12 protein-coding genes and 1 pseudogene are annotated in these 17,782 nt (G+C 71.8%); 9 read left to right on the top strand and 4 right to left on the bottom strand.

Annotation, left to right across the window (positions count from 1 at the left end):
* The first annotated feature begins 35 nt into the window (after positions 1-35).
* Positions 36-1,687 (top strand): annotated as a pseudogene (locus WBK31_RS40440) (fumarate hydratase).
* 62 nt (positions 1,688-1,749) lie between these two features.
* Here WBK31_RS40440 and WBK31_RS40435 read toward each other — a convergent pair.
* Positions 1,750-2,259, bottom strand: coding sequence for an N-acetyltransferase (locus tag WBK31_RS40435; RefSeq protein WP_364068843.1), 510 nt, complete (start codon positions 2,257-2,259; stop codon positions 1,750-1,752).
* A complete protein-coding gene (locus tag WBK31_RS40430) occupies positions 2,256-2,444 on the bottom strand; it encodes a DUF5999 family protein (RefSeq protein ID WP_364068841.1) in 189 nt (62 codons plus the stop codon). Before WBK31_RS40430 ends, WBK31_RS40435 begins: the two co-directional genes overlap by 4 nt.
* 684 nt (positions 2,445-3,128) lie before the next feature.
* Here WBK31_RS40430 and WBK31_RS40425 point away from each other — a divergent pair.
* The 3 genes from WBK31_RS40425 (at position 3,129) to WBK31_RS40415 (ending at position 8,338) form a co-directional block, all read left to right on the top strand.
* Positions 3,129-4,247 (top strand): serine/threonine-protein kinase, encoded by a 1,119-nt coding sequence (locus tag WBK31_RS40425; RefSeq protein WP_406674111.1) that lies wholly within the window; start codon positions 3,129-3,131, stop codon positions 4,245-4,247.
* Positions 4,248-4,338: 91 nt separating this feature from the next.
* The gene (locus WBK31_RS40420) at positions 4,339-6,321 is read left to right on the top strand and encodes a protein kinase domain-containing protein (RefSeq protein WP_406674110.1); all 1,983 of its coding nucleotides are present in this window, start codon (positions 4,339-4,341) and stop codon (positions 6,319-6,321) included.
* 631 nt (positions 6,322-6,952) lie between these two features.
* The gene (locus WBK31_RS40415) at positions 6,953-8,338 is read left to right on the top strand and encodes a class II fumarate hydratase (protein WP_364068835.1); all 1,386 of its coding nucleotides are present in this window, start codon (positions 6,953-6,955) and stop codon (positions 8,336-8,338) included.
* Positions 8,339-8,351: 13 nt separating this feature from the next.
* Here the strand turns inward: WBK31_RS40415 and trpD are convergent, their stop codons facing one another.
* A complete protein-coding gene (trpD, locus tag WBK31_RS40410) occupies positions 8,352-9,398 on the bottom strand; it encodes an anthranilate phosphoribosyltransferase (protein ID WP_364068833.1) in 1,047 nt (348 codons plus the stop codon).
* Between the two features lie 241 nt (positions 9,399-9,639).
* Here trpD and WBK31_RS40405 point away from each other — a divergent pair, with 241 nt between their 5' ends.
* The 5 genes from WBK31_RS40405 (at position 9,640) to WBK31_RS40385 (ending at position 15,768) form a co-directional block, all read left to right on the top strand.
* Positions 9,640-10,392: a 3-hydroxybutyrate dehydrogenase gene (locus tag WBK31_RS40405; protein WP_406674109.1), complete on the top strand. Its 753-nt coding sequence runs from the start codon at positions 9,640-9,642 to the stop codon at positions 10,390-10,392.
* Positions 10,392-12,281 (top strand): helix-turn-helix domain-containing protein, encoded by a 1,890-nt coding sequence (locus tag WBK31_RS40400; protein WP_378785229.1) that lies wholly within the window; start codon positions 10,392-10,394, stop codon positions 12,279-12,281. The genes WBK31_RS40405 and WBK31_RS40400 overlap by 1 nt, the downstream gene beginning before the upstream one ends.
* Positions 12,282-12,343: 62 nt before the next feature.
* On the top strand, positions 12,344-13,618 hold the full coding sequence (locus tag WBK31_RS40395) for an MFS transporter (protein ID WP_364068827.1): 1,275 nt from the start codon (positions 12,344-12,346) through the stop codon (positions 13,616-13,618).
* The gene (locus tag WBK31_RS40390; RefSeq protein WP_364068825.1) at positions 13,615-14,613 is read left to right on the top strand and encodes an alpha/beta hydrolase; all 999 of its coding nucleotides are present in this window, start codon (positions 13,615-13,617) and stop codon (positions 14,611-14,613) included. Before WBK31_RS40395 ends, WBK31_RS40390 begins: the two co-directional genes overlap by 4 nt.
* Positions 14,614-15,768 (top strand): alpha/beta hydrolase family protein, encoded by a 1,155-nt coding sequence (locus WBK31_RS40385; RefSeq protein WP_378785230.1) that lies wholly within the window; start codon positions 14,614-14,616, stop codon positions 15,766-15,768.
* Here WBK31_RS40385 and WBK31_RS40380 read toward each other — a convergent pair.
* On the bottom strand, positions 15,758-17,752 hold the full coding sequence (locus tag WBK31_RS40380) for a glycosyltransferase family 2 protein (protein ID WP_406674108.1): 1,995 nt from the start codon (positions 17,750-17,752) through the stop codon (positions 15,758-15,760). The genes WBK31_RS40385 and WBK31_RS40380 overlap by 11 nt on opposite strands.
* Positions 17,753-17,782 lie beyond the last annotated feature (30 nt).

Here is a 17,782-nt window from a genome sequence, read left to right as displayed (position 1 = left end):
GCGCGTAATCTCTTGGAGCGACCGAAAGGATGGACATGGGCGAGTTCGACTACACCGACCTGCTTCCGCTTGGAGCCGACGACACCGAATACCGGTTGATCACTTCGGAGGGGGTGCGGAAGGTCGAAGCGGCCGGGCGGACGTTCCTCGAAGTCGATCCCGAGGCGCTGCGGCTGCTGACCGAGACCGCCGTTCACGACATCTCGCATTTCCTGCGCGCCTCGCACCTCGCCCAGCTCAGGAAGATCATCGATGACCCCGAGTCCAGCGGCAATGACCGCTTCGTCGCCCTCGACCTGCTGAAGAACGCCTCCATCTCGGCCGGCGGCGTGCTGCCGATGTGCCAGGACACCGGCACCGCCATCGTCATGGGCAAGCGCGGCCGCCACGTGCTGACCGACGGGCGCGACGCCGAGCACATCTCGCGCGGCGTGTACGACGCCTACACCAAGCTCAACCTGCGCTACTCCCAGATGGCCCCGCTGACCATGTGGGAGGAGAAGAACACCGGCAACAACCTGCCCGCCCAGATCGAGCTGTACGCCGAGGACCCCCACGGGCACCCCGACGAGTACAAGCTGCTGTTCATGGCCAAGGGCGGCGGCTCGGCCAACAAGTCGTTCCTGTACCAGGAGACCAAGGCCGTGCTCAACGAGAAGCGCATGATGGCCTTCCTGGAGGAGAAGATCAGGTCGCTGGGCACCGCGGCCTGCCCGCCGTACCACCTGGCCGTCGTCGTGGGCGGCACCTCCGCCGAGTACGCGCTCAAGACCGCCAAGTACGCCAGCGCCCGCTACCTCGACTCCATCCCCACCGAGGGCTCCGCCTCCGGCCACGGCTTCCGCGACCTGGAGATGGAGGCCAAGGTCTTCGAGCTGACCCAGAAGCTCGGCATCGGCGCGCAATTCGGCGGCAAGTACTTCTGCCACGACGTCCGCGTCATCCGCCTGCCCCGCCACGGCGCGTCCTGCCCGGTGGCCATCGCCGTCTCCTGCTCGGCCGACCGCCAGGCGCTCGCCAAGATCACGCCCGAGGGCGTCTTCCTGGAGCAGCTCGAGACCGACCCGGCTCGCTTCCTGCCCGACACCACCGACGGGCAGCTCTCCGACGACGTCGTGCGCATCGACCTCAACCGGCCGATGCCCGAGATCCTGGCCGAGCTGTCGAAGTACCCGGTCAAGACCCGCCTGTCGCTCACCGGCCCGCTCGTCGTGGCGCGCGACATCGCGCACGCCAAGATCGCCGAGCTGCTGGACAACGGCGGCGAGATGCCGCAGTACATGAAAGACCACGCGGTCTACTACGCCGGTCCCGCCAAGACGCCGAGGGGTACGCCTCCGGCTCGTTCGGGCCGACCACCGCCGGGCGCATGGACTCCTACGTCGATCGCTTCCAGGCGGCCGGCGGCTCCATGGTGATGCTGGCCAAGGGCAACCGCTCCAAGCAGGTCACCGAGGCGTGCAAGAAGTACGGCGGCTTCTACCTCGGCTCCATCGGGGGCCCCGCGGCCCGGCTGGCGCAGGACTGCATCAAGAAGGTGGAGCTGCTGGAGTATCCGGAGCTGGGCATGGAGGCGGTCTGGAAGATCGAGGTCGTCGACTTCCCCGCGTTCATCGTCGTGGACGACAAGGGTGAGGACTTCTTCGCCGACACCACCGGCCCCGTGCTGACCATCGGCCGCCGCTGAGGCCCGGTCGCGAGGCGCGTGCCGGACCCGCCGCTGGGGGCTCGCCCCCGGCGGCGGGGCGGTCAGGCGGCGATGCCGAACGGCGCGGGATAGGTGATCGTGCCCGACGGCACCGGCCCCGACCCGAACGGCAGGGCCATCATCGCCTCGTCGGGCGCGTCGAACGGCGCCCGGATGCCGTAGATGGACGCGCGGACGAAACCGAAGCGCGGATAGTAGGACGGGTGCCCGAGCACGAGCACCAGTTGCTCGCCGAGCGCGCGGGCGGCGTCGAGCGCGGCCGTGATGGCCGCGGCGCCGGCGCCTCGCCGCTGGTAGGCGGGCAGCACGGAGCAGGGCGCGAGTGCGAGCGCCGGCGTGTCGCCGACGTGGCAGCGGGTGAGCAGCGCGTGGCCGACGACCGTGCCGTCGTGCTCGGTCACGATCGACAGGCCGGGTATCCACGCGGCGTCTTCACGCAGCGCGTCGACCAGGTCGGCCTCAAGCGCGGTCGGGAACGCGGCGAGCAGCACCTGGCGGATCGCCTCTGCGTCGCGTTCCTCCTCTGGCCTGGTGACCCAGGCGTCACTCATGCGGCGACCGGCGCGCGGTGCGGAGCGACGACGCTGCCGTCGGGAAGCAGCAGGCCGGTGTCATCGAACAGCACGACACCGTTGCAGAGCAGGCTCCAGCCCTGGTCGGGGTGGGCCGCGATGACGTGGGCCCGCTCACGGTCGGGCGAGTCGGCACTCGGGCAAGGCGGGTAGTGACTGCACATCGCGCACCTCTCAGATAGCGCTCCTGATCGTTATCTTCATGATCTCTGTCAGCGGGCCGCAGGCAAGTGGTCAGTAGGGCAGGCGGCGGCCCGACGGCGTGCGAAGGTCGAGAGCGGCGGTCCTGACCGGCTTGCGCGGTCGGCGACGAACCAGGCTCTGTCGCATCTTCATCACGTCCTTCACGGTGTGTCCGCGGTGGCGGGGACCTCGGCCTACGGCTCCAGTCTGACGATGGGTACCGACACTTTCCCGCGAGTACGCCTGGGCGCTTCGCCGGGTTCCTATGCCTTGACCCTGCCCCCGTCTCCTTACGGCACTCTTTCAACTCGCTGACGGCACCCCGTGGTGCATGACGACCAGCCTGCCGTACGGCTGAAAGACCCCTACCAGGCATCATGCACAACCGTTCGCCCGCAAGCTGTGCCGATCGACACATCTGACGTACAAGCTGGGCAAACACCGGGTCAGCGAAGCTTCCACACGGACCCCGGTGGCGACGAATGGGAGGTGATCGCGTACGCTGGGCTACCGGAGGCGGGCCGCGAGGCCGCCGGACCCTCCGGTTGCTGATGTGACCAGGGGGTTTGCTGACGCGACGAGTCATACGGGTTGACTGAAGTTCGCAACAATTAATCGGCCCTGCCTCTACTGGTCGGTTTACACAAATAGGTAAGCTGCCTGCCATGCGTGCGCCTTCCGGTTACCTCCTCGCCGCGCGCTATCGGCTTCTTGAGCCGGTTGGTCGTGGCGGCATGGGCACCGTTTGGCGGGCACATGACGAGCTGCTCGACCGGGACGTGGCGGTCAAGGAGGTGCGGCTGCCCAAGGTCCTCGACGAGGAGCTGCGCGCCGAGCTGTGCGCCCGCACCGAGCGCGAGGGCCGGGCCACCGCGATGGTCGCGCACCCGTCCGTCATCACCGTCTTCGACGTGGTCACCGAGGACGACCGCCCGTGGATCGTGATGGAGCTGCTCCACGCCAAGTCGCTGGAGCAGATCATCCAGGAGGAGGGGCCGCTCGAGCCGCGCAGGGTCGCCGAGATCGGCCGGCAGATCCTCGGCGCGCTGCGCGCCGTGCACGCCAAGGGCATCCTGCATCGCGACGTCAAGCCGAGCAACGTGCTGGTGACCGAAGACCGCGCGGTACTCACCGACTTCGGGCTGGCCGCACTCGAAGGTGACGTCTCCATCACCCAGGCGGGCATCGTTTTGGGGTCCGCCGGTTACATCGCCCCCGAGCGGGTGCTCGGCTCCAAGGCCAGTCCCGCCGCCGATCTGTGGTCGCTCGGGGCGACCCTCTACACCGCCGTTGAGGGCAGGGGCCTGAGCGGCAGGCGTACGGCCGCCGCCACGCTCGCCGCGCTCACCAGCGGCGAGCCGATCCCGATGCCGAAGGCGGGGCCGCTCGCGCCCGTGCTCGACGCGCTGCTGCGGATCGACCCCGCCACCAGGCTCGATTCCGTACGCGCCTCTTTGATGCTGGCCAGGGTGGCCGCGGGCGGCTCTGCCGAGGAGCCGCTGCCGCGCGGCAAGTCGCCCAGCAAGTCATCGAACAGGTCATCGGGCAAATCATCGGGCAAGGCGCAGGGCAAGTCCCAGGGCGGCAGGATTCCGGCGTCCCTCGCCCAGCCCCCTTCGTACGCCGGCCCTCGCACCGGGGGCTGCACCGCGCCGACCCGCCCGCGGCGCCGTTCTCCGTGCCCTCGCCCAGGCTCGAACGTAAAAGCAGCGAGGGCGTCCATCGCAGGCGTGTCGAACAGCGGCCGCAGCCGTCGTCTTATGCTCGTTTCAAAGCGACGGTGATAAAGTTGTTCCTTCCTCGGCGGTTCTGGCCAAGAGAACTTCGCAAGCGAGGGTAAAGCACTTCCCAAGCGAGAATCGATATCTTCTTCTCATGCCGGAACAGCAGACACGCCTGCTCGCGGAGCGCTACGAGCTCGTCGCCCCGCTCGGCCGGGGCACGATGGGGACCGTGTGGCGCGCCCGCGACCGCGCGCTCGGGCGCGAGGTGGCGGTCAAGGAAATCCGCCAGGACCCCGGACTCACCGAGGAACAGCGGGCGGAGCTGCGCGAACGCATGGTCCGCGAAGGACGCATCGCCTCGCGGATCAACCACCCTTCCGTGGCCGCGATCCACGACGTCATCATTCATGACAACAGCCCGTGGATCATCATGGAGCTCATCGAGGCCCGCTCGCTTGAGCAGGTGATCGAGGAGGAGGGGCCGCTGCCGCCCCGGCTGGTGGCGGAGATCGGCGTCGACCTGCTCGGCGCGCTGCGCGCCGCCCACGCCCAGGGCATCACCCACCGCGACGTCAAACCTGCCAACGTGCTCATCACCGAGAGCGGGCGCGTCGTGCTGACCGACTTCGGCATCGCCAAGGCGGAAGGCGACTCGCGGCTCACCAAGACGGGCATGGTCATCGGTTCCCCCGGCTACACCGCCCCCGAGCGGGCCAGAGGCGAGTACACCGGGCCCGAGTCCGACGTCTGGTCGCTCGGCGCGACGCTGTACTTCGCCGTCGAAGGGCGGCCGGCGTACGAGCGCTCCACGGTCGCCGAGACGCTGGCGGCGCTGCTGACCGAGAACGCCGACCCGCCCACCCAGGCGGGGCGGCTGCGTCCCGTGCTGAACGGGCTGCTGAACAAGGACTATCGGCAGCGGCTGTCCGCTGCCAAGGCGGAGACCTTGCTGCGCATGGTCGCCGACACCCCCACGAGCGAGATGCCCGCGCTGACGGCCGAGGCTCTTAAGGCGCAGGAGGCCGCATTGCCCGACCCGTTCGCTAAGTCGCCCGCAGGATCCGGCAACGGGCCGCAGGGTCCCGCCGGACAGGGACGCGGCCCTCAAGGGCCGTCCGTGCCAGGACCTCAGGGCCCTGGCGGGCCCGTTCCCGCAGGGCCCGGCGTGCAGCGCCCCGGCGCCCCCGTTCCCGGCGCTCCTGGCGGACCCGGCATGTACGGCGGCCCCGGCGCACCGGGTGGCCCAGGCGCGCAAGGCCCGAGCGGACGCCCCGGCGGACCGGGCGCCCCGGGCGGACCCGGCGGACAGGGGCCGGGCGGCCAGGGAGGACCGGGTGTTCCTAGAGGTCAGGGCCCGGGCATGCAAGGCGGGCCAGGCGGGCCCGGTCAGGGGCCGGGGCAGCGACCGGCCGCGGCCGCCGGCGGCAGGGGCCCCGCATCGGGCCCGCAGGCCGCATCCGGACCTCAGGTGCCGGTGAGCGGCCCGAACTCGCCGACGTTGCCGCACATCAACACTCCGTATCCCCCGCCGGGCCGGCCGCAGGCCTTCGCCACCCCGGCCCCGGGCACCGCGCCCGGCACGGCACCGGGCAACGGCCCGCATGGGAACGCGCCAGGCAGCCCGTACGGGAATGTGCCGGGCACCGGCCCGCAGGGGCCCGCGCAGCCGCAGGGCAACGCGCCAGGAGCCCCGCAGGCAGCCGCCCAGGGCGGTGCGGCCGGCGCCGGAGAGGACTACGACCCCGAGCGGACGATCAGCATCGCCCGCCCCAAGGGCCCGTTCCCGCCGCCGGACCAGGGCGCGGGCGGGCAGCCGCCGCAGAACGAGGAGAGCGCGGCGGTCACCACCCGCATCCCGACCTCGCCCGGCCAGCAGGTCTACCCCGTGCCGCCGGGCCAGCAGGGCTCGCAGCCGAACGCCCAGCAGCAGGGCCCCCAGCAGCCCGGCCAGCAGCCGCCTGGTCAGCAGCAGCCGGGCCAGAGCCACGGCCTGGGCACGGACCTGTTCGCCATCGCCGGCCCACCGGAGAAGCAGACGCCGGCCAACCGCAACGGCATGCTGATCCTGATGGCGGTGGCCGCCGCGGCCGCCGTGGTGATCGCCATCCTCATCGTCGCCTTCTTCTCCAGCTGACCCGCACTCCGGCCGGCAGGCACGAACGGCGTGAATGGCCACTCGTGCCCTGACCACGCCTTGAGAGCCCCGCTCACCGGCACCACAAGAACCCGCCGGTGAGCGGCCGCAACCCGCTGGTGAGCGGCGGCCCCGGGCCGTAAGCGGCAGGCTCGGTGAACGGCCGCCCCGGCCGTAAGCGGCCGGCTCGGTGAACGGCAGGCCCAGCCGGTAAGCGTCGGGCCCGAAGAAGGCGCTCGCGCAGCGACGAGCCACCGCGACACCCGGCCTGTGAGGGGGCGGCCCGCGAACCCACGGCGCTCGCGCAGCGACGACCCGCCGGCAGCAGCGGGCGGCACCCCCTCCCAGCGGAAGCCTCGCGGAGGCGTGAGCGAATTCACCGCAGGCAAGCGGAGCGGACACCCGGCCGGCCCGCTCCCGCCGGACATCACCCGGCCGCCCGACAAAGCCCCTCAGCGGCGACCCGCCACCACGCCGAACGATCGACGGAAGCGGCAAAAGTGCAGGTCAGGCCCGTAATCCAGCGGAAGCCGCCCCGCCGGACACCTCCCCCACGACGCCCTCGGCGGCGGCCCGCCGCGAAAACGCGCCTGCTGAAGGGAATACGGGGGCGTGAGTAAGACTGGGGGTCATGAGTGAGTTCAGGATCGAACATGACTCGATGGGCGAGGTACGCGTGCCGGTCGGCGCGAAGTGGCGTGCCCAGACCCAGCGAGCGGTGGAGAATTTCCCGGTTTCCGGCCGCACGCTCGAAGCGTCGCACATCGCCGCGCTCGGCCTGATCAAGGCGGTGGCCGCGGAGGTCAACGGCGAGCTGGGCGTGATCGAGAAGGACATGGCGGAGGCGATCGCGCAGGCCGCCGCCGAGGTGGCGGAGAACGAGCACGACGACCAGTTCCCGATCGACGTGTTCCAGACCGGCTCGGGCACCTCGTCCAACATGAACACCAATGAGGTGATCGCGACGCTGGCCGAGGAGCGGCTGGGCCGCCCGGTGCACGCGAACGACCACGTGAACGCCTCGCAGTCGTCCAACGACGTGTTCCCGACGTCGATTCACGTGGCGGCGGCCACCGAGGTCAGCTTCCACCTGCTGCCCTCGCTGCGTCATCTGGCGGAGGCGTTGCGGGAGAAGGCGGCGGAGTTCGGCGGCGTGGTGAAGTCGGGGCGCACCCACCTCATGGACGCCACGCCGGTGACGCTGGGCCAGGAGTTCGGCGGCTACGCCACGCAGATGGAGAACGCGGTGGCCCGGGTGGAGTCGGCGCTGGAGCGCGTGCTGGAGCTGCCGCTTGGCGGCACGGCGGTGGGCACGGGCATCAACACGCCGCAGGGGTTCGCGCAGGCGGCGATCGCGAAGCTGCGCGAGGCGACGGGCATCCCGTTCGTGGAGGCGCGCGACCACTTCGAGGCGCAGAGCGCGCAGGACTCGATCGTGGAGCTGTCGGGGCAGCTCAAGGTGGTCGCGGTGTCGCTCACCAAGATCGCGAACGACCTGCGCTGGATGGGCTCGGGACCCCGGGCGGGGCTCGGCGAGATCAACCTGCCCGACCTGCAGCCCGGCTCGTCGATCATGCCGGGCAAGGTCAACCCGGTGATCCCGGAGGCCACGGCGATGGTCGCGGCCCAGGTGATCGGCAACGACGCGGCCATCACGTTCGCGGGCGCGTCCGGCAACTTCGAGCTGAACGTGCAGCTTCCGCTGATCGCCCGCAACATCCTGGAGTCGATCAAGCTGCTGGCGAACGTGTCGCGGCTGCTCGCCGACCGCTGCGTCAGCGGGATCACGGCGAACGTGGACAGGCTGCGCGAGTACGCCGAGTCGTCCCCGTCCATCGTGACCCCGCTGAACCGCTACGTCGGCTACGAGGAGGCGGCGAGGATCGCCAAGCAGGCCCTGGCCGAGCGCAAGACGATCAAGGAGGTCGTCATCGCGCGCGGTCACGTCGAGGCGGGCACCCTGACCGAGGAGCAGCTCGACGCCGTGCTCGATGTGCTCTCCATGACCAGGCCCTGAGCATCACCGGCGCTCACCGGCCGGCGGCCTGCCGCGTCGCCTGCGCCCAGCGGGTGAGCAGCGTACGCGCCGCGCCCGAGTCGACCGCGTCGGCCGCGCGCTTGACGGCGGCGGCCAGCGCGGGCGTCAGGTCGGCCGCGGGCGGCGTGCCGTCGGCGGCGACCAGCGCGGCGGCGGCGTTGAGCAGGACGACGTCGCGCACGGGCCCGGCCTCGCCGGCGAAGACCGCGCGGGCGACCTCGGCGTTGTGCCGGGCGTCGCCGCCGCGCAGGTCTTCGGGGCGGGCGCGGGGTATCGACAGCTCGAGCGGGTCGAAGGCGGTGCGGGTGACCCTGCCCTTGCGTACCACCCAGATCGTGGAGGGCCCGCAGGTGGTCAGCTCGTCGAGCCCGTCGTCGCCTCTGAAGACGAGCGCGGAGCAGCCGCGCTCGGCGAGCACACCCGCGATCACGGGCGCCATGGACGGGTGGTAGACGCCGACGGCCTGGGCGGGCGGCAGCGCCGGGTTGGTGAGCGGGGCGAGGAAGTTGAAGACGGTCGGCACGCCCAGCTCGCGGCGCGGCCCGGAGGTGCGTTTGAGCGCCGGGTTGAAGGCGGGCGCGAAGCAGAACGTGATGCCGGTCTCCTCCACCACCCGGACCACGGCGGCGGGCGGCAGGTCGATGACCACGCCCAGCTCTTCCAGCACGTCGGCGGCGCCGGCCTGGGACGAGGCGGCCCGGCCACCGTGTTTGACGACCTTGGCGCCCGCGGCGGCGGCCACGACGGCCGCCATGGTGGAGATGTTGACGGTGCCGGCCCGGTCGCCGCCGGTGCCGACGATGTCGACGGGGTCGCCGGGCACCCGGATGGCCGCCGATCTGGACAGCATGCCGTCGGCGAGCCCCGACACCTCGGCCACGCTCTCGCCCTTGGCGCGCAGCGCGACGGCGAACGCGGCGATCTGGGCGTCGGTGGCCCGGCCCGACATGATCTGCTCCATCGCCCAGGCGGCCTGGCGGGAGGTGAGCGACACGCCGTCGAGCAGCGTGGTGAGAAGCTGCGGCCAGGTGGTGGTCATGTGGTCCCCTTTCTCGTCTGTGCTCGACGGGGGGACACCCACCACACGGTGACGGCCGCCTCGTCGAGGCGGCCGTGTGCGCATCATGCCGGGAGGACCGCCTAGGAGGCGGACCACCACTGGGACAAATGCGCGATCATGCGCCCAACATAGCAGATGCCACTGATCCACATAGGTCGCCGCCCATCTATGTCGCTCGACCCCATGCTGCCCGCGCGGGAGAGCGCCTAGGGTGCGGAGTATGGCGAAGGAGCTGACGGGGCGTACGGCGCTGGTGACGGGCGCCGGCAGCGGCATCGGGGCGGCCTGTGCCCGGCGTCTGGCCGAGGCGGGGGCCGACGTGCTGGTCGTGGACGTGCGGGCCGAGCCCGCCGAGCAGGTGGCGGGCGAGGTGGGCGGCACCGCGGTGGTGGCGGACCTGGCCGATCCCGGCTTCGTGGCGGCGCTGCCCGACGAGCCGGTGGACATCGTGGTCAACAACGCGGGCTTTCAGCATGTGGCGCCGATCGAGGAGTTCCCGCCCGAGGTGTTCACCACGATGCTGAAGGTGATGGTGGAGGCGCCGTTCCTCATCGCGCGCAAGGTGCTGCCCGGCATGTACGAGCGGGGCTGGGGCCGGTTCGTGAACATCTCGTCGGTGCACGGGCTGCGTGCCTCGCCGTTCAAGTCGGCGTACACGACGGCCAAGCACGCCCTTGAGGGGTTCTCCAAGGTGGTGGCGCTGGAAGGCGCCCCCCACGGGGTGACCTCGGTGTGCGTCTGCCCCGCGTACGTGCGGACCGGGCTGGTGGAGGCGCAGATCGCCGACCAGGCGCGGGTGCACGGCATCCCGCCGGAGCAGGTCGTCACCGACATCATGCTGGAGCCGGCGGCGATCAAGCGGCTGATCGAGCCCGAGGAGGTGGCCGACCTGGTGGCTTACCTGTGCGGTCCCGGCGGCGCGTTCATCACGGGGGTGTCGCTGCCCGTGGACGGCGGCTGGACGGCGCACTAGTGGCCAGGCGGTTTCTCGAGCTGCTGGCCAGGGAGGCGTCGGCGGTCGAGTTCGAGGGGCCGATCATCGAGGCCAGGGCGGCGGGCGCGGACCCGGCGGAGATCGAGGAGCTGGAGCGGGCCAAGGTCGAGGCGCTGAAGGTGCGCGACATGCTCAAGCGGCGGGCCCGGCGCGAGGCGGAGCTGTCGGCCCTGTACGACACCGCCGGCGACCTGGCCGCCCTGCGCGACCTCGACGCCGTCCTGGAGGCCATCGTGCACCGGGCCAGGCAGCTCCTCGCGACCGACATCGCGTACATGACGCTGCACGACCCCGAGCGCGGCGACACGTACATGCGGGTCACGGACGGGTCGATCTCGGCGAAGTTCCGTGCGCTGCGGCTGGCGATGGGGCACGGGCTGGGCGGGCTCGTGGCGCAGACGGCGACGCCGTACGCGACGGCCGACTACTTCGCCGACTCCCGCTTCAAGCACCAGGAGCACATCGACGAGGCGGTCACCGAGGAGGGCCTGGTCGCGATCCTCGGTGTGCCGCTGCGGCTCGGCCAGCGGGTGATCGGGGTGCTGATGGCGGCCAACCGCAGCGCGCGGCCGTTCCATCAGGAGGAGGTGTCGCTGCTGGCGAGCCTGGCGGCGCACGCGGCGATCGCGATCGACAACGCCAGGCTGCTGCAGGAGACCAGGAACGCGCTGGAGGAGCTGTCCCAGGCGCACAAGACGGCGAGGGAGCACGGCGCGGCGGTCGAGCGCGCCGCGCTCGCGCACGACAGGATGACCTCGCTGGTGCTGCGCGGCGGCGGGATCGAGGACGTCGCGGCCGTGGTGACGGACGTGCTCGGCGGGTCGCTGGCGGTGCTTGACGACCTGGGCAGGGCGATCTGCGGCGACGTGGGCGAGCTGGACCCCGGGGTGTTCGAGGCGGCGCAGGCGTCGCGGGCGCTGGGACGTACGGTGCGCAGGGGCGACCTGCTGATCGCCTCGGTGGACGTGGGCGGCGAGCCGCTGTGCACGCTGATCCTGCGCAGCGACGACGCCGACGAGCGGATCCTGGAGCGTGCCGCGCTGGTGTGCGCGTTGCTGCTGCTGTTCCGCAGGAGCGTGGCCGAGGCCGAGGGCCGGGTCAGGGGCGAGCTGCTCGACGACCTGATCTCCCGGCCGGACTCGCCGGGCCTCGCCGACCGGGCGCGCAGGCTCGGCATGGACCTGGGCGCGCCGCACGTCGTGGTCGTGGTCAAGCACGGCGGGCAGCGGGAGCGCGCCGCGTTCTGGGCGTCATCGGAGGCGGCCGTACGCCACGGGCTCGCGGCCGGCCGGGGCGAGGAGGTCGTGCTGCTGCTGCCCGGCGACGACCCCGGCGGCCTGGCCAGGCGGGTGGCGGCGGAGCTGACGTCCTCGCTGCACAGCCCCGCCACGGCCGGTGCGGCCAAAGTGGCGGGCGCCTGGGCACAGCCCGGGCGGCAGAAGGAGACCGGCGGCGCGCACGCCGTCGCGGCGGCCTACCAGGAGGCGCGCAGGTGCGCCGACGCGCTCATCGCGCTCGGCCGCGAGGGCGACGGCGCCGGGGCGGTCGAGCTGGGCTTCGTGGGGCTGCTCATGGGCGACGGCCGCGACGTGCGCGGCTTCGTCACCAGGGTGATCGGCCCGCTCATCGAGTACGACGCGCGCCGGGGCACCGCGCTGGCCGAGACGCTGACGACGTACTTCGGCACCGGCGGCTCGCCGTCGCGTACGGCCGAGGCGCTGCACATCCACGTCAACACGGTCACGCAGCGGCTCGACCGGGTCGCCAAGCTGCTCGGCGAGGACTGGACGGACCCCGAGCGGGCGCTGGAGATCCAGCTCGCGCTCCGCCTGCACCGGCTGGGCCGCACGGCCGAACCACACAGCTAGGCGGAAGACTGTGGGCTCTCGCACCATATGAGTGACTCCGGTCACATCCTACGGTGACCGGCATGGCCACTTCCATCAAGAAGATCGTCGCCGCGAGCCTGATCGGCACCACCATCGAGTGGTACGACTTCTTCCTGTACGGCTCGGCAGCCGCCCTGGTGTTCAACAAGCTCTTCTTCCCCGAGTCCGACCCGCTGACCGGCACGCTGCTGTCGTTCCTCACCTACGCGGTCGGCTTCGTCGCCCGCCCGCTCGGCGGCCTGGTCTTCGGCCACTTCGGCGACCGGGTCGGCCGCAAGACGCTGCTGGTCGTCAGCCTGCTGATGATGGGCACGGCGACGTTCCTCATCGGCTGCCTGCCGACGTACGAGACGCTGGGCCCCGCCGCCGCGCTGGTGCTGACGGCGCTGCGGCTGGTGCAGGGCTTCGCGCTCGGCGGCGAGTGGGGCGGCGCGGTGCTGATCGTCTCCGAGCACGGCGACACGGCGCGGCGCGGCTTCTGGGCCTCGTGGCCGCAGGCCGGTGCGCCGGGCGGCAACCTACTGGCCACCGGCGTGCTGGCGGCCCTCGCGGCCCTGCAGTCGGACGAGGCGTTCCTGTCATGGGGGTGGCGGGTGCCGTTCCTGCTGTCGGGCGTACTGGTGCTGCTCGGCCTGTGGATCCGGCTGACGATCAGCGAGTCGCCGGTCTTCCAGGCGGCGCCGCCGGAGCCGCGCGCCCCGATCGTCGGGGTGCTGCGCCACCACGCCAAGGACGTGGTGATCGCGATCGGCGCCCGGCTCGCCGAGAACATCTCCTTCTACCTGCTGACCGTCTTCGTCATCACGTACGCGACGCAGAGCGGCGTGGACAACTCGACCGTGCTGAACGCGGTGCTGGTCTCCTCGGCCATCCACTTCGTGACGATCCCGATGTGGGGCTCGCTGTCGGACCGGCTGGGCCGCCGCCCGCTCTACCTCGCCGGCGCGGCCGGCATCGGGGTGTGGATCTTCGCGTTCTTCCCGCTGGTCGGCACCGGCAACTTCTGGGTCATCACGCCGGCGGTCACCGTCGGCCTGCTCTTCCACGGCATGATGTACGGCCCGCAGGCGGCGTTCTTCTCTGAGCTGTTCGGCACCAGGACCCGCTACACCGGCGTGTCGATCGGCGCGCAGCTGTCGGCCATCGTGGCCGGGGCGCTGGCCCCGATCATCGCCGTGGCCCTGCTGCGCGAGTTCGGCAGCAGCGTGCCCATCTCCCTCTACCTCGCGCTCGCGGCGGTGCTCACGCTGGCCGCCGTGTACGCGGCGCGCGAAACTCGGGGCAGCGACCTCGCGGAAAGGATCACCACGCGATGAAGGTCACCACTTCACGGCTCACCCAGCACGTCATGACCGTCGAGGGCAGGGACACCGGCGCGCCGGTGCTGTTCGTGCACGGCAACGTCTCCTCGTCGGCGTTCTGGCGCGACACCCTGCCGGCGGTGCCGGACGGCTTCCGCCCGCTGGCGGTGGACCTGCGGGGCTTCGGCGACAGCGACCCCGCGCCGATCGACGCGACCAGGGGCGTGCGCGACTGGTCCGACGACCTCATCGAGCTGATCGAGGCGCTGGGGCTGGACGGCGTGCACCTGGTCGGCTGGAGCCTGGGCGGCGGCGTGGTGCTGCAGCTCCTGCGTGACCGGCCGTCCCTCGTCGCGAGCGTCACGCTGGTCAACCCGGTCTCCCCGTACGGCTGGGGCGGCACCGAGGGTCCCGATGGGCGGCTGACGCACGCGGACGGCACCGGCTCGGGCGCGGGCGCGGCCAGCCCCGACTTCGTGGCCAGGCTCAAGGCCGGCGACCTGTCGGAGGAGTCGCCCACGTCGCCGCGGAACGTCTTCAGGTCCACGTACGTCAAGAACCCGGTCCCCGACGAGGACTTCTACCTGCGCTCGATGCTGACCACCCGCGTCGGCGAGTCGAACTACCCCGGTGACGCGGTCGCCTCCGACGCCTGGCCGGGCGTCGCGCCGGGCAAGACCGGCGTGCTGAACGCCATCTCCCCCGTCTACTTCCGGCTCGACGACCTGCACGAGATCGACCCCAAGCCGCCCATCCTGTGGATCAGGGGCGCCGACGACGTGATCGTCTCCGACACCTCGCTGCTCGACCTCGCCCACCTGGGACAGATCGGCGCGGTGCCCGGCTCCCCCGGCACGCCCGCGCAGCCCATGGTGACGCAGATGCGGGCGGCGCTGGAGCGCTACGGCGACTACCGCGAGGTGGTGCTGGACGACTGCGGCCACAGCCCGCACATCGAGCGCCCCGAGGACTTCCGCCGCGTGCTGGCCGAGCACCTCGGGGAGGCGTAGATGTTCGTCGCGCTCACGTTAGTGGCGGGTCTGCTCACGCCCCTGCAGGCGGCGCCGCAGCTCACCGTGCCGGGCGCCGAGCACGCGGTGGTCGCCAGGCTGGACGACCTCACCACGGCGGGCACGGTCGCGAGCGGCCACACCGACCCCGACGACTGGGCGGGCCTGCACTCGGCCGCCACCGTCAACCCCACCGGCGTGCCCGGCGTGCAGATCGACGGCTACTTCCCCGACACCTCCACCGGCAACACCACCCACGGCTGGAACCACGACTCCCAGTTCGTGATCAGGCTGCCCGAGAAGTGGAACGGCGGCCTCGTCGTCAGCGGCACGCCGGGCAACAGGGAGCAGTACGCCAACGACTACACGATCTCCGACTGGGTGCTGTCGAAGGGCTACGCGTTCGCCGCCACCGACAAGGGCAACGTGGGCGTGGACTTCCACCTCGATGGCCGCCGCCCGGGCGACGCCATCGCCGAGTGGAACGACCGGCTCACCCAGCTCACGGTCGCCGCCAAGGCCGTGGTCAAGCGCCACTACGGCAGGTCGCCCAGGCGCACGTTCGCGGCCGGCATCTCCAACGGCGGCTACCTGGTCAGGTGGCAGCTGGAGAACCGCGGGTGGCTGTACGACGGCGGCGTGGACTGGGAGGGCACGCTCTGGCGGCTCAAGGGCGACAACCTGCTGAACTTCCTGCCGGAGGCGCTGAAGGCGTACCCGGACGAGGCGGGAGTGCGGGCGGCCGGGTTCGCGGCGGGCTCGGAGTTCCTGTGGCCGTTCCACCGCGACTACTACTGGGAGCTGACCCAGGAGCTCTACCAGAAGGAGCTGGACCCCTCCTACACGGGCGCGCCCGCCGACTACGACTACGACGCGCGCCGCCCCTACGCGGCCATGGCGAAGATCGCGCTGACCGGCCGCATCACCAAGCCGCTGATCACGCTGCACGGCACGCTCGACACGCTGCTGCCCATCTCGCGCGACTCCGACGTGTACGCGAAGATGGTCGGCCCGCACCGCCCCTTCCGCTATCACCGCATCGAGGGCGGCAACCATCTCGACAGCCTCGTCGACGTCTATCCCGACCGGCTCAAGCCCATGCTGCCGGCCTTCAGAAGCGCCTTCGAGGAGCTGGAGCGCTGGGTCAGTCGGTGAGATAGCGGTGGCCGCCCGCGCGCGCCAGACGCACGATGTGGCGCGCGCCGGGCAGCCTCCTGCCGATCCTGTGCAGCACCGTGTCGCGGCCCATGGGCGAGCGCTGGGGGTCGGCCGCGGCGGCCGGCCTGGCCTCGACCTTGCCGCGGCGCATCTCCAGCGCGAAGCGCAGCCCGACCTCCTCGTCGGCCGAGCGCAGCCAGCACGTCCACGAGCCGGGACCGAGGTGCTCGACGCCCGGCAGCAGCCGCTTGACCGGCACCTTGGCGACGAGCTGGCCCGCGAGCCTGCCCGGCACCCCGGCCTCGACCAGGGCGGGCGCGCACACCTCGCGGGCCCGCTTGCCGGTGCCGCGCATCACCAGCTCCAGCGGCGGGCCGCCGCTCGGCGGCACGTACGGCACCGGCAGCACCACGTACGCGTGCCCGCCGATGTGCTTGACCTCCACGCCCGGCGAGACCAGCGCGATCGACTCGGAGAACGAGCGCGGCTCCACGGCCAGGCCCAGCTCGCCCTGGTCGCTCCAGCACGGCACCACCAGCCGCATCCTGGGCCGCTGTGCCAGCACGCCCAGGCAGTTGAGCGGCCCGTCCGGCCTGCTGACCCGGCTCCTCGCCTGGTTGGCGCCCGAGAACATGCGCACGTGCACCTCCCACTGGCCGGGCCGCAGCGGCTCGCCCAGCGCGGCCTGGGTGACGTCCAGCCGGGTCTCGGCCTTGATGCGCACCCGCATCTTGCGCCGGCCGTCCTCGATGCGCTCCACCTCCTGGGTCAGCGGCAGGAAGTGCACCAGGCCGGTCTCGGCGTGCCGGACGTACAGTTCGACCCGGGCCCGCTCGACCGCGTCGGTGATGTCGGTGATGTCGTCGGGCAGCTTCCTGGTGTCGAGGACGCGCGGGGGGATCCAGTGCAGACGGTCGCCGTCCACCCGGTAGCGGTCGGGCGTGCCGTCGCCGGTCACGACCTCCACGGTCACGCCGAGCACCAGCACGTGGGCGTCCCAGCGCACCTCGGTGAGGTCGGCGCGCAGCCCGGCCTTCTTGGTGGCGTTCGCCATGAGCACGATCTGGTCGAGGCGGCCCGCGCGCACGTACGCGGCGACCAGCCGGAGCTGCACCGGCAGGTGGCGGTCGAGGCGCTCGGGGAAGCGCCGCTCGGTCAGCTCCTGCGCCACCCGGAACAGGGCGCCGCGATCGATGGAGGAGTCGGCGAACTTGCTGGTCATCAGCGGGCGCAGCACGGCCGTGCGGAACCAGTGGGCGTAGACGCGGTCGCGCTGGCGGCCCTCGCCGAGGTACTTGTCGACGTCGTCGAGCAGCCGGTGCAGCTCCTTGACGATGGCCCTCGGGTCCTCCTCGGCGCGCCGCCGCTCCCCCAGGTGGCAGCAGACGTGCTCGGCCAGCACCGCGATGACCTTGGCGTGCAGGTACGCCCGCGTCACGAACGCCTGCTCGCCCATGCGGCCGCCCGGCACCGGAAAGCCCAGCTCGTGCTCCTCAAGGAAGGCGCGGCGGTAGAGCTGCTGCGGGACGAGCACGGTCAGCAGCCGGTCGCGCAGGATGTCGGCGCGTGAGGTGCCGCGCTCGAAGGCGGTCATCGGCGGGCCCCAGTCGCGCACCAGGCGGCCCACCAGCACGTCGGCGTCGCTCTCCACGGCGCGCTCGTACATGCGGGCCAGCGCGTCCTTCTCCAGCCGGTCACCCTGGCCGAGGAAGAAGACGTAGTCACCGGCCGCCGCGGCGAGCCCCACGTTGCGCCCGCGCATGGGCGAGCCCGTGTGCGGCAGGTGGAGCGCGCGAACGTTCTGCCTGATCGCGGCGATGGCGTCGAGGCGCTCGGCGATCCCGTCCGTGGACCCGTCGTCCACGAAGATCACTTCGTATTCGTCCGCGGGCATCGTCTGCTCCAGTGTGGAGCGGATGCACGCGTCGGCGGTGTCACCCGGATTGTGGACATCGACGATCACACTGACCTTCAGACCCATGCGGCCAGCGTGCGCCCGTATACAGGATCA

The sequence above is a fragment of the Nonomuraea sp. N2-4H genome, from assembly GCF_045291505.1.
Lineage (GTDB): Bacteria > Actinomycetota > Actinomycetes > Streptosporangiales > Streptosporangiaceae > Nonomuraea > Nonomuraea fastidiosa.
The sequence above is the reverse complement of the archived record's forward strand: the minus strand, read 5'-3'. Positions and strand labels throughout refer to the sequence as shown.

Bases quoted from the DNA above. Each gene is read 5' to 3' on its own strand.
- WBK31_RS40425 (WP_406674111.1), top strand. From the start codon at position 3,129: ATGCGTGCGCCTTCCGGTTACCTCCTCGCCGCGCGCTATCGGCTTCTT.
- trpD (WP_364068833.1), bottom strand. From the start codon at position 9,398: ATGACCACCACCTGGCCGCAGCTTCTCACCACGCTGCTCGACGGCGTG.
- WBK31_RS40415 (WP_364068835.1), top strand. From the start codon at position 6,953: ATGAGTGAGTTCAGGATCGAACATGACTCGATGGGCGAGGTACGCGTG.
- WBK31_RS40420 (WP_406674110.1), top strand. From the start codon at position 4,339: ATGCCGGAACAGCAGACACGCCTGCTCGCGGAGCGCTACGAGCTCGTC.
- WBK31_RS40380 (WP_406674108.1), bottom strand. From the start codon at position 17,752: ATGGGTCTGAAGGTCAGTGTGATCGTCGATGTCCACAATCCGGGTGAC.
- WBK31_RS40395 (WP_364068827.1), top strand. From the start codon at position 12,344: ATGGCCACTTCCATCAAGAAGATCGTCGCCGCGAGCCTGATCGGCACC.
- WBK31_RS40435 (WP_364068843.1), bottom strand. From the start codon at position 2,259: ATGAGTGACGCCTGGGTCACCAGGCCAGAGGAGGAACGCGACGCAGAG.
- WBK31_RS40385 (WP_378785230.1), top strand. From the start codon at position 14,614: ATGTTCGTCGCGCTCACGTTAGTGGCGGGTCTGCTCACGCCCCTGCAG.
- WBK31_RS40430 (WP_364068841.1), bottom strand. From the start codon at position 2,444: ATGTGCAGTCACTACCCGCCTTGCCCGAGTGCCGACTCGCCCGACCGT.
- WBK31_RS40405 (WP_406674109.1), top strand. From the start codon at position 9,640: ATGGCGAAGGAGCTGACGGGGCGTACGGCGCTGGTGACGGGCGCCGGC.
- WBK31_RS40390 (WP_364068825.1), top strand. From the start codon at position 13,615: ATGAAGGTCACCACTTCACGGCTCACCCAGCACGTCATGACCGTCGAG.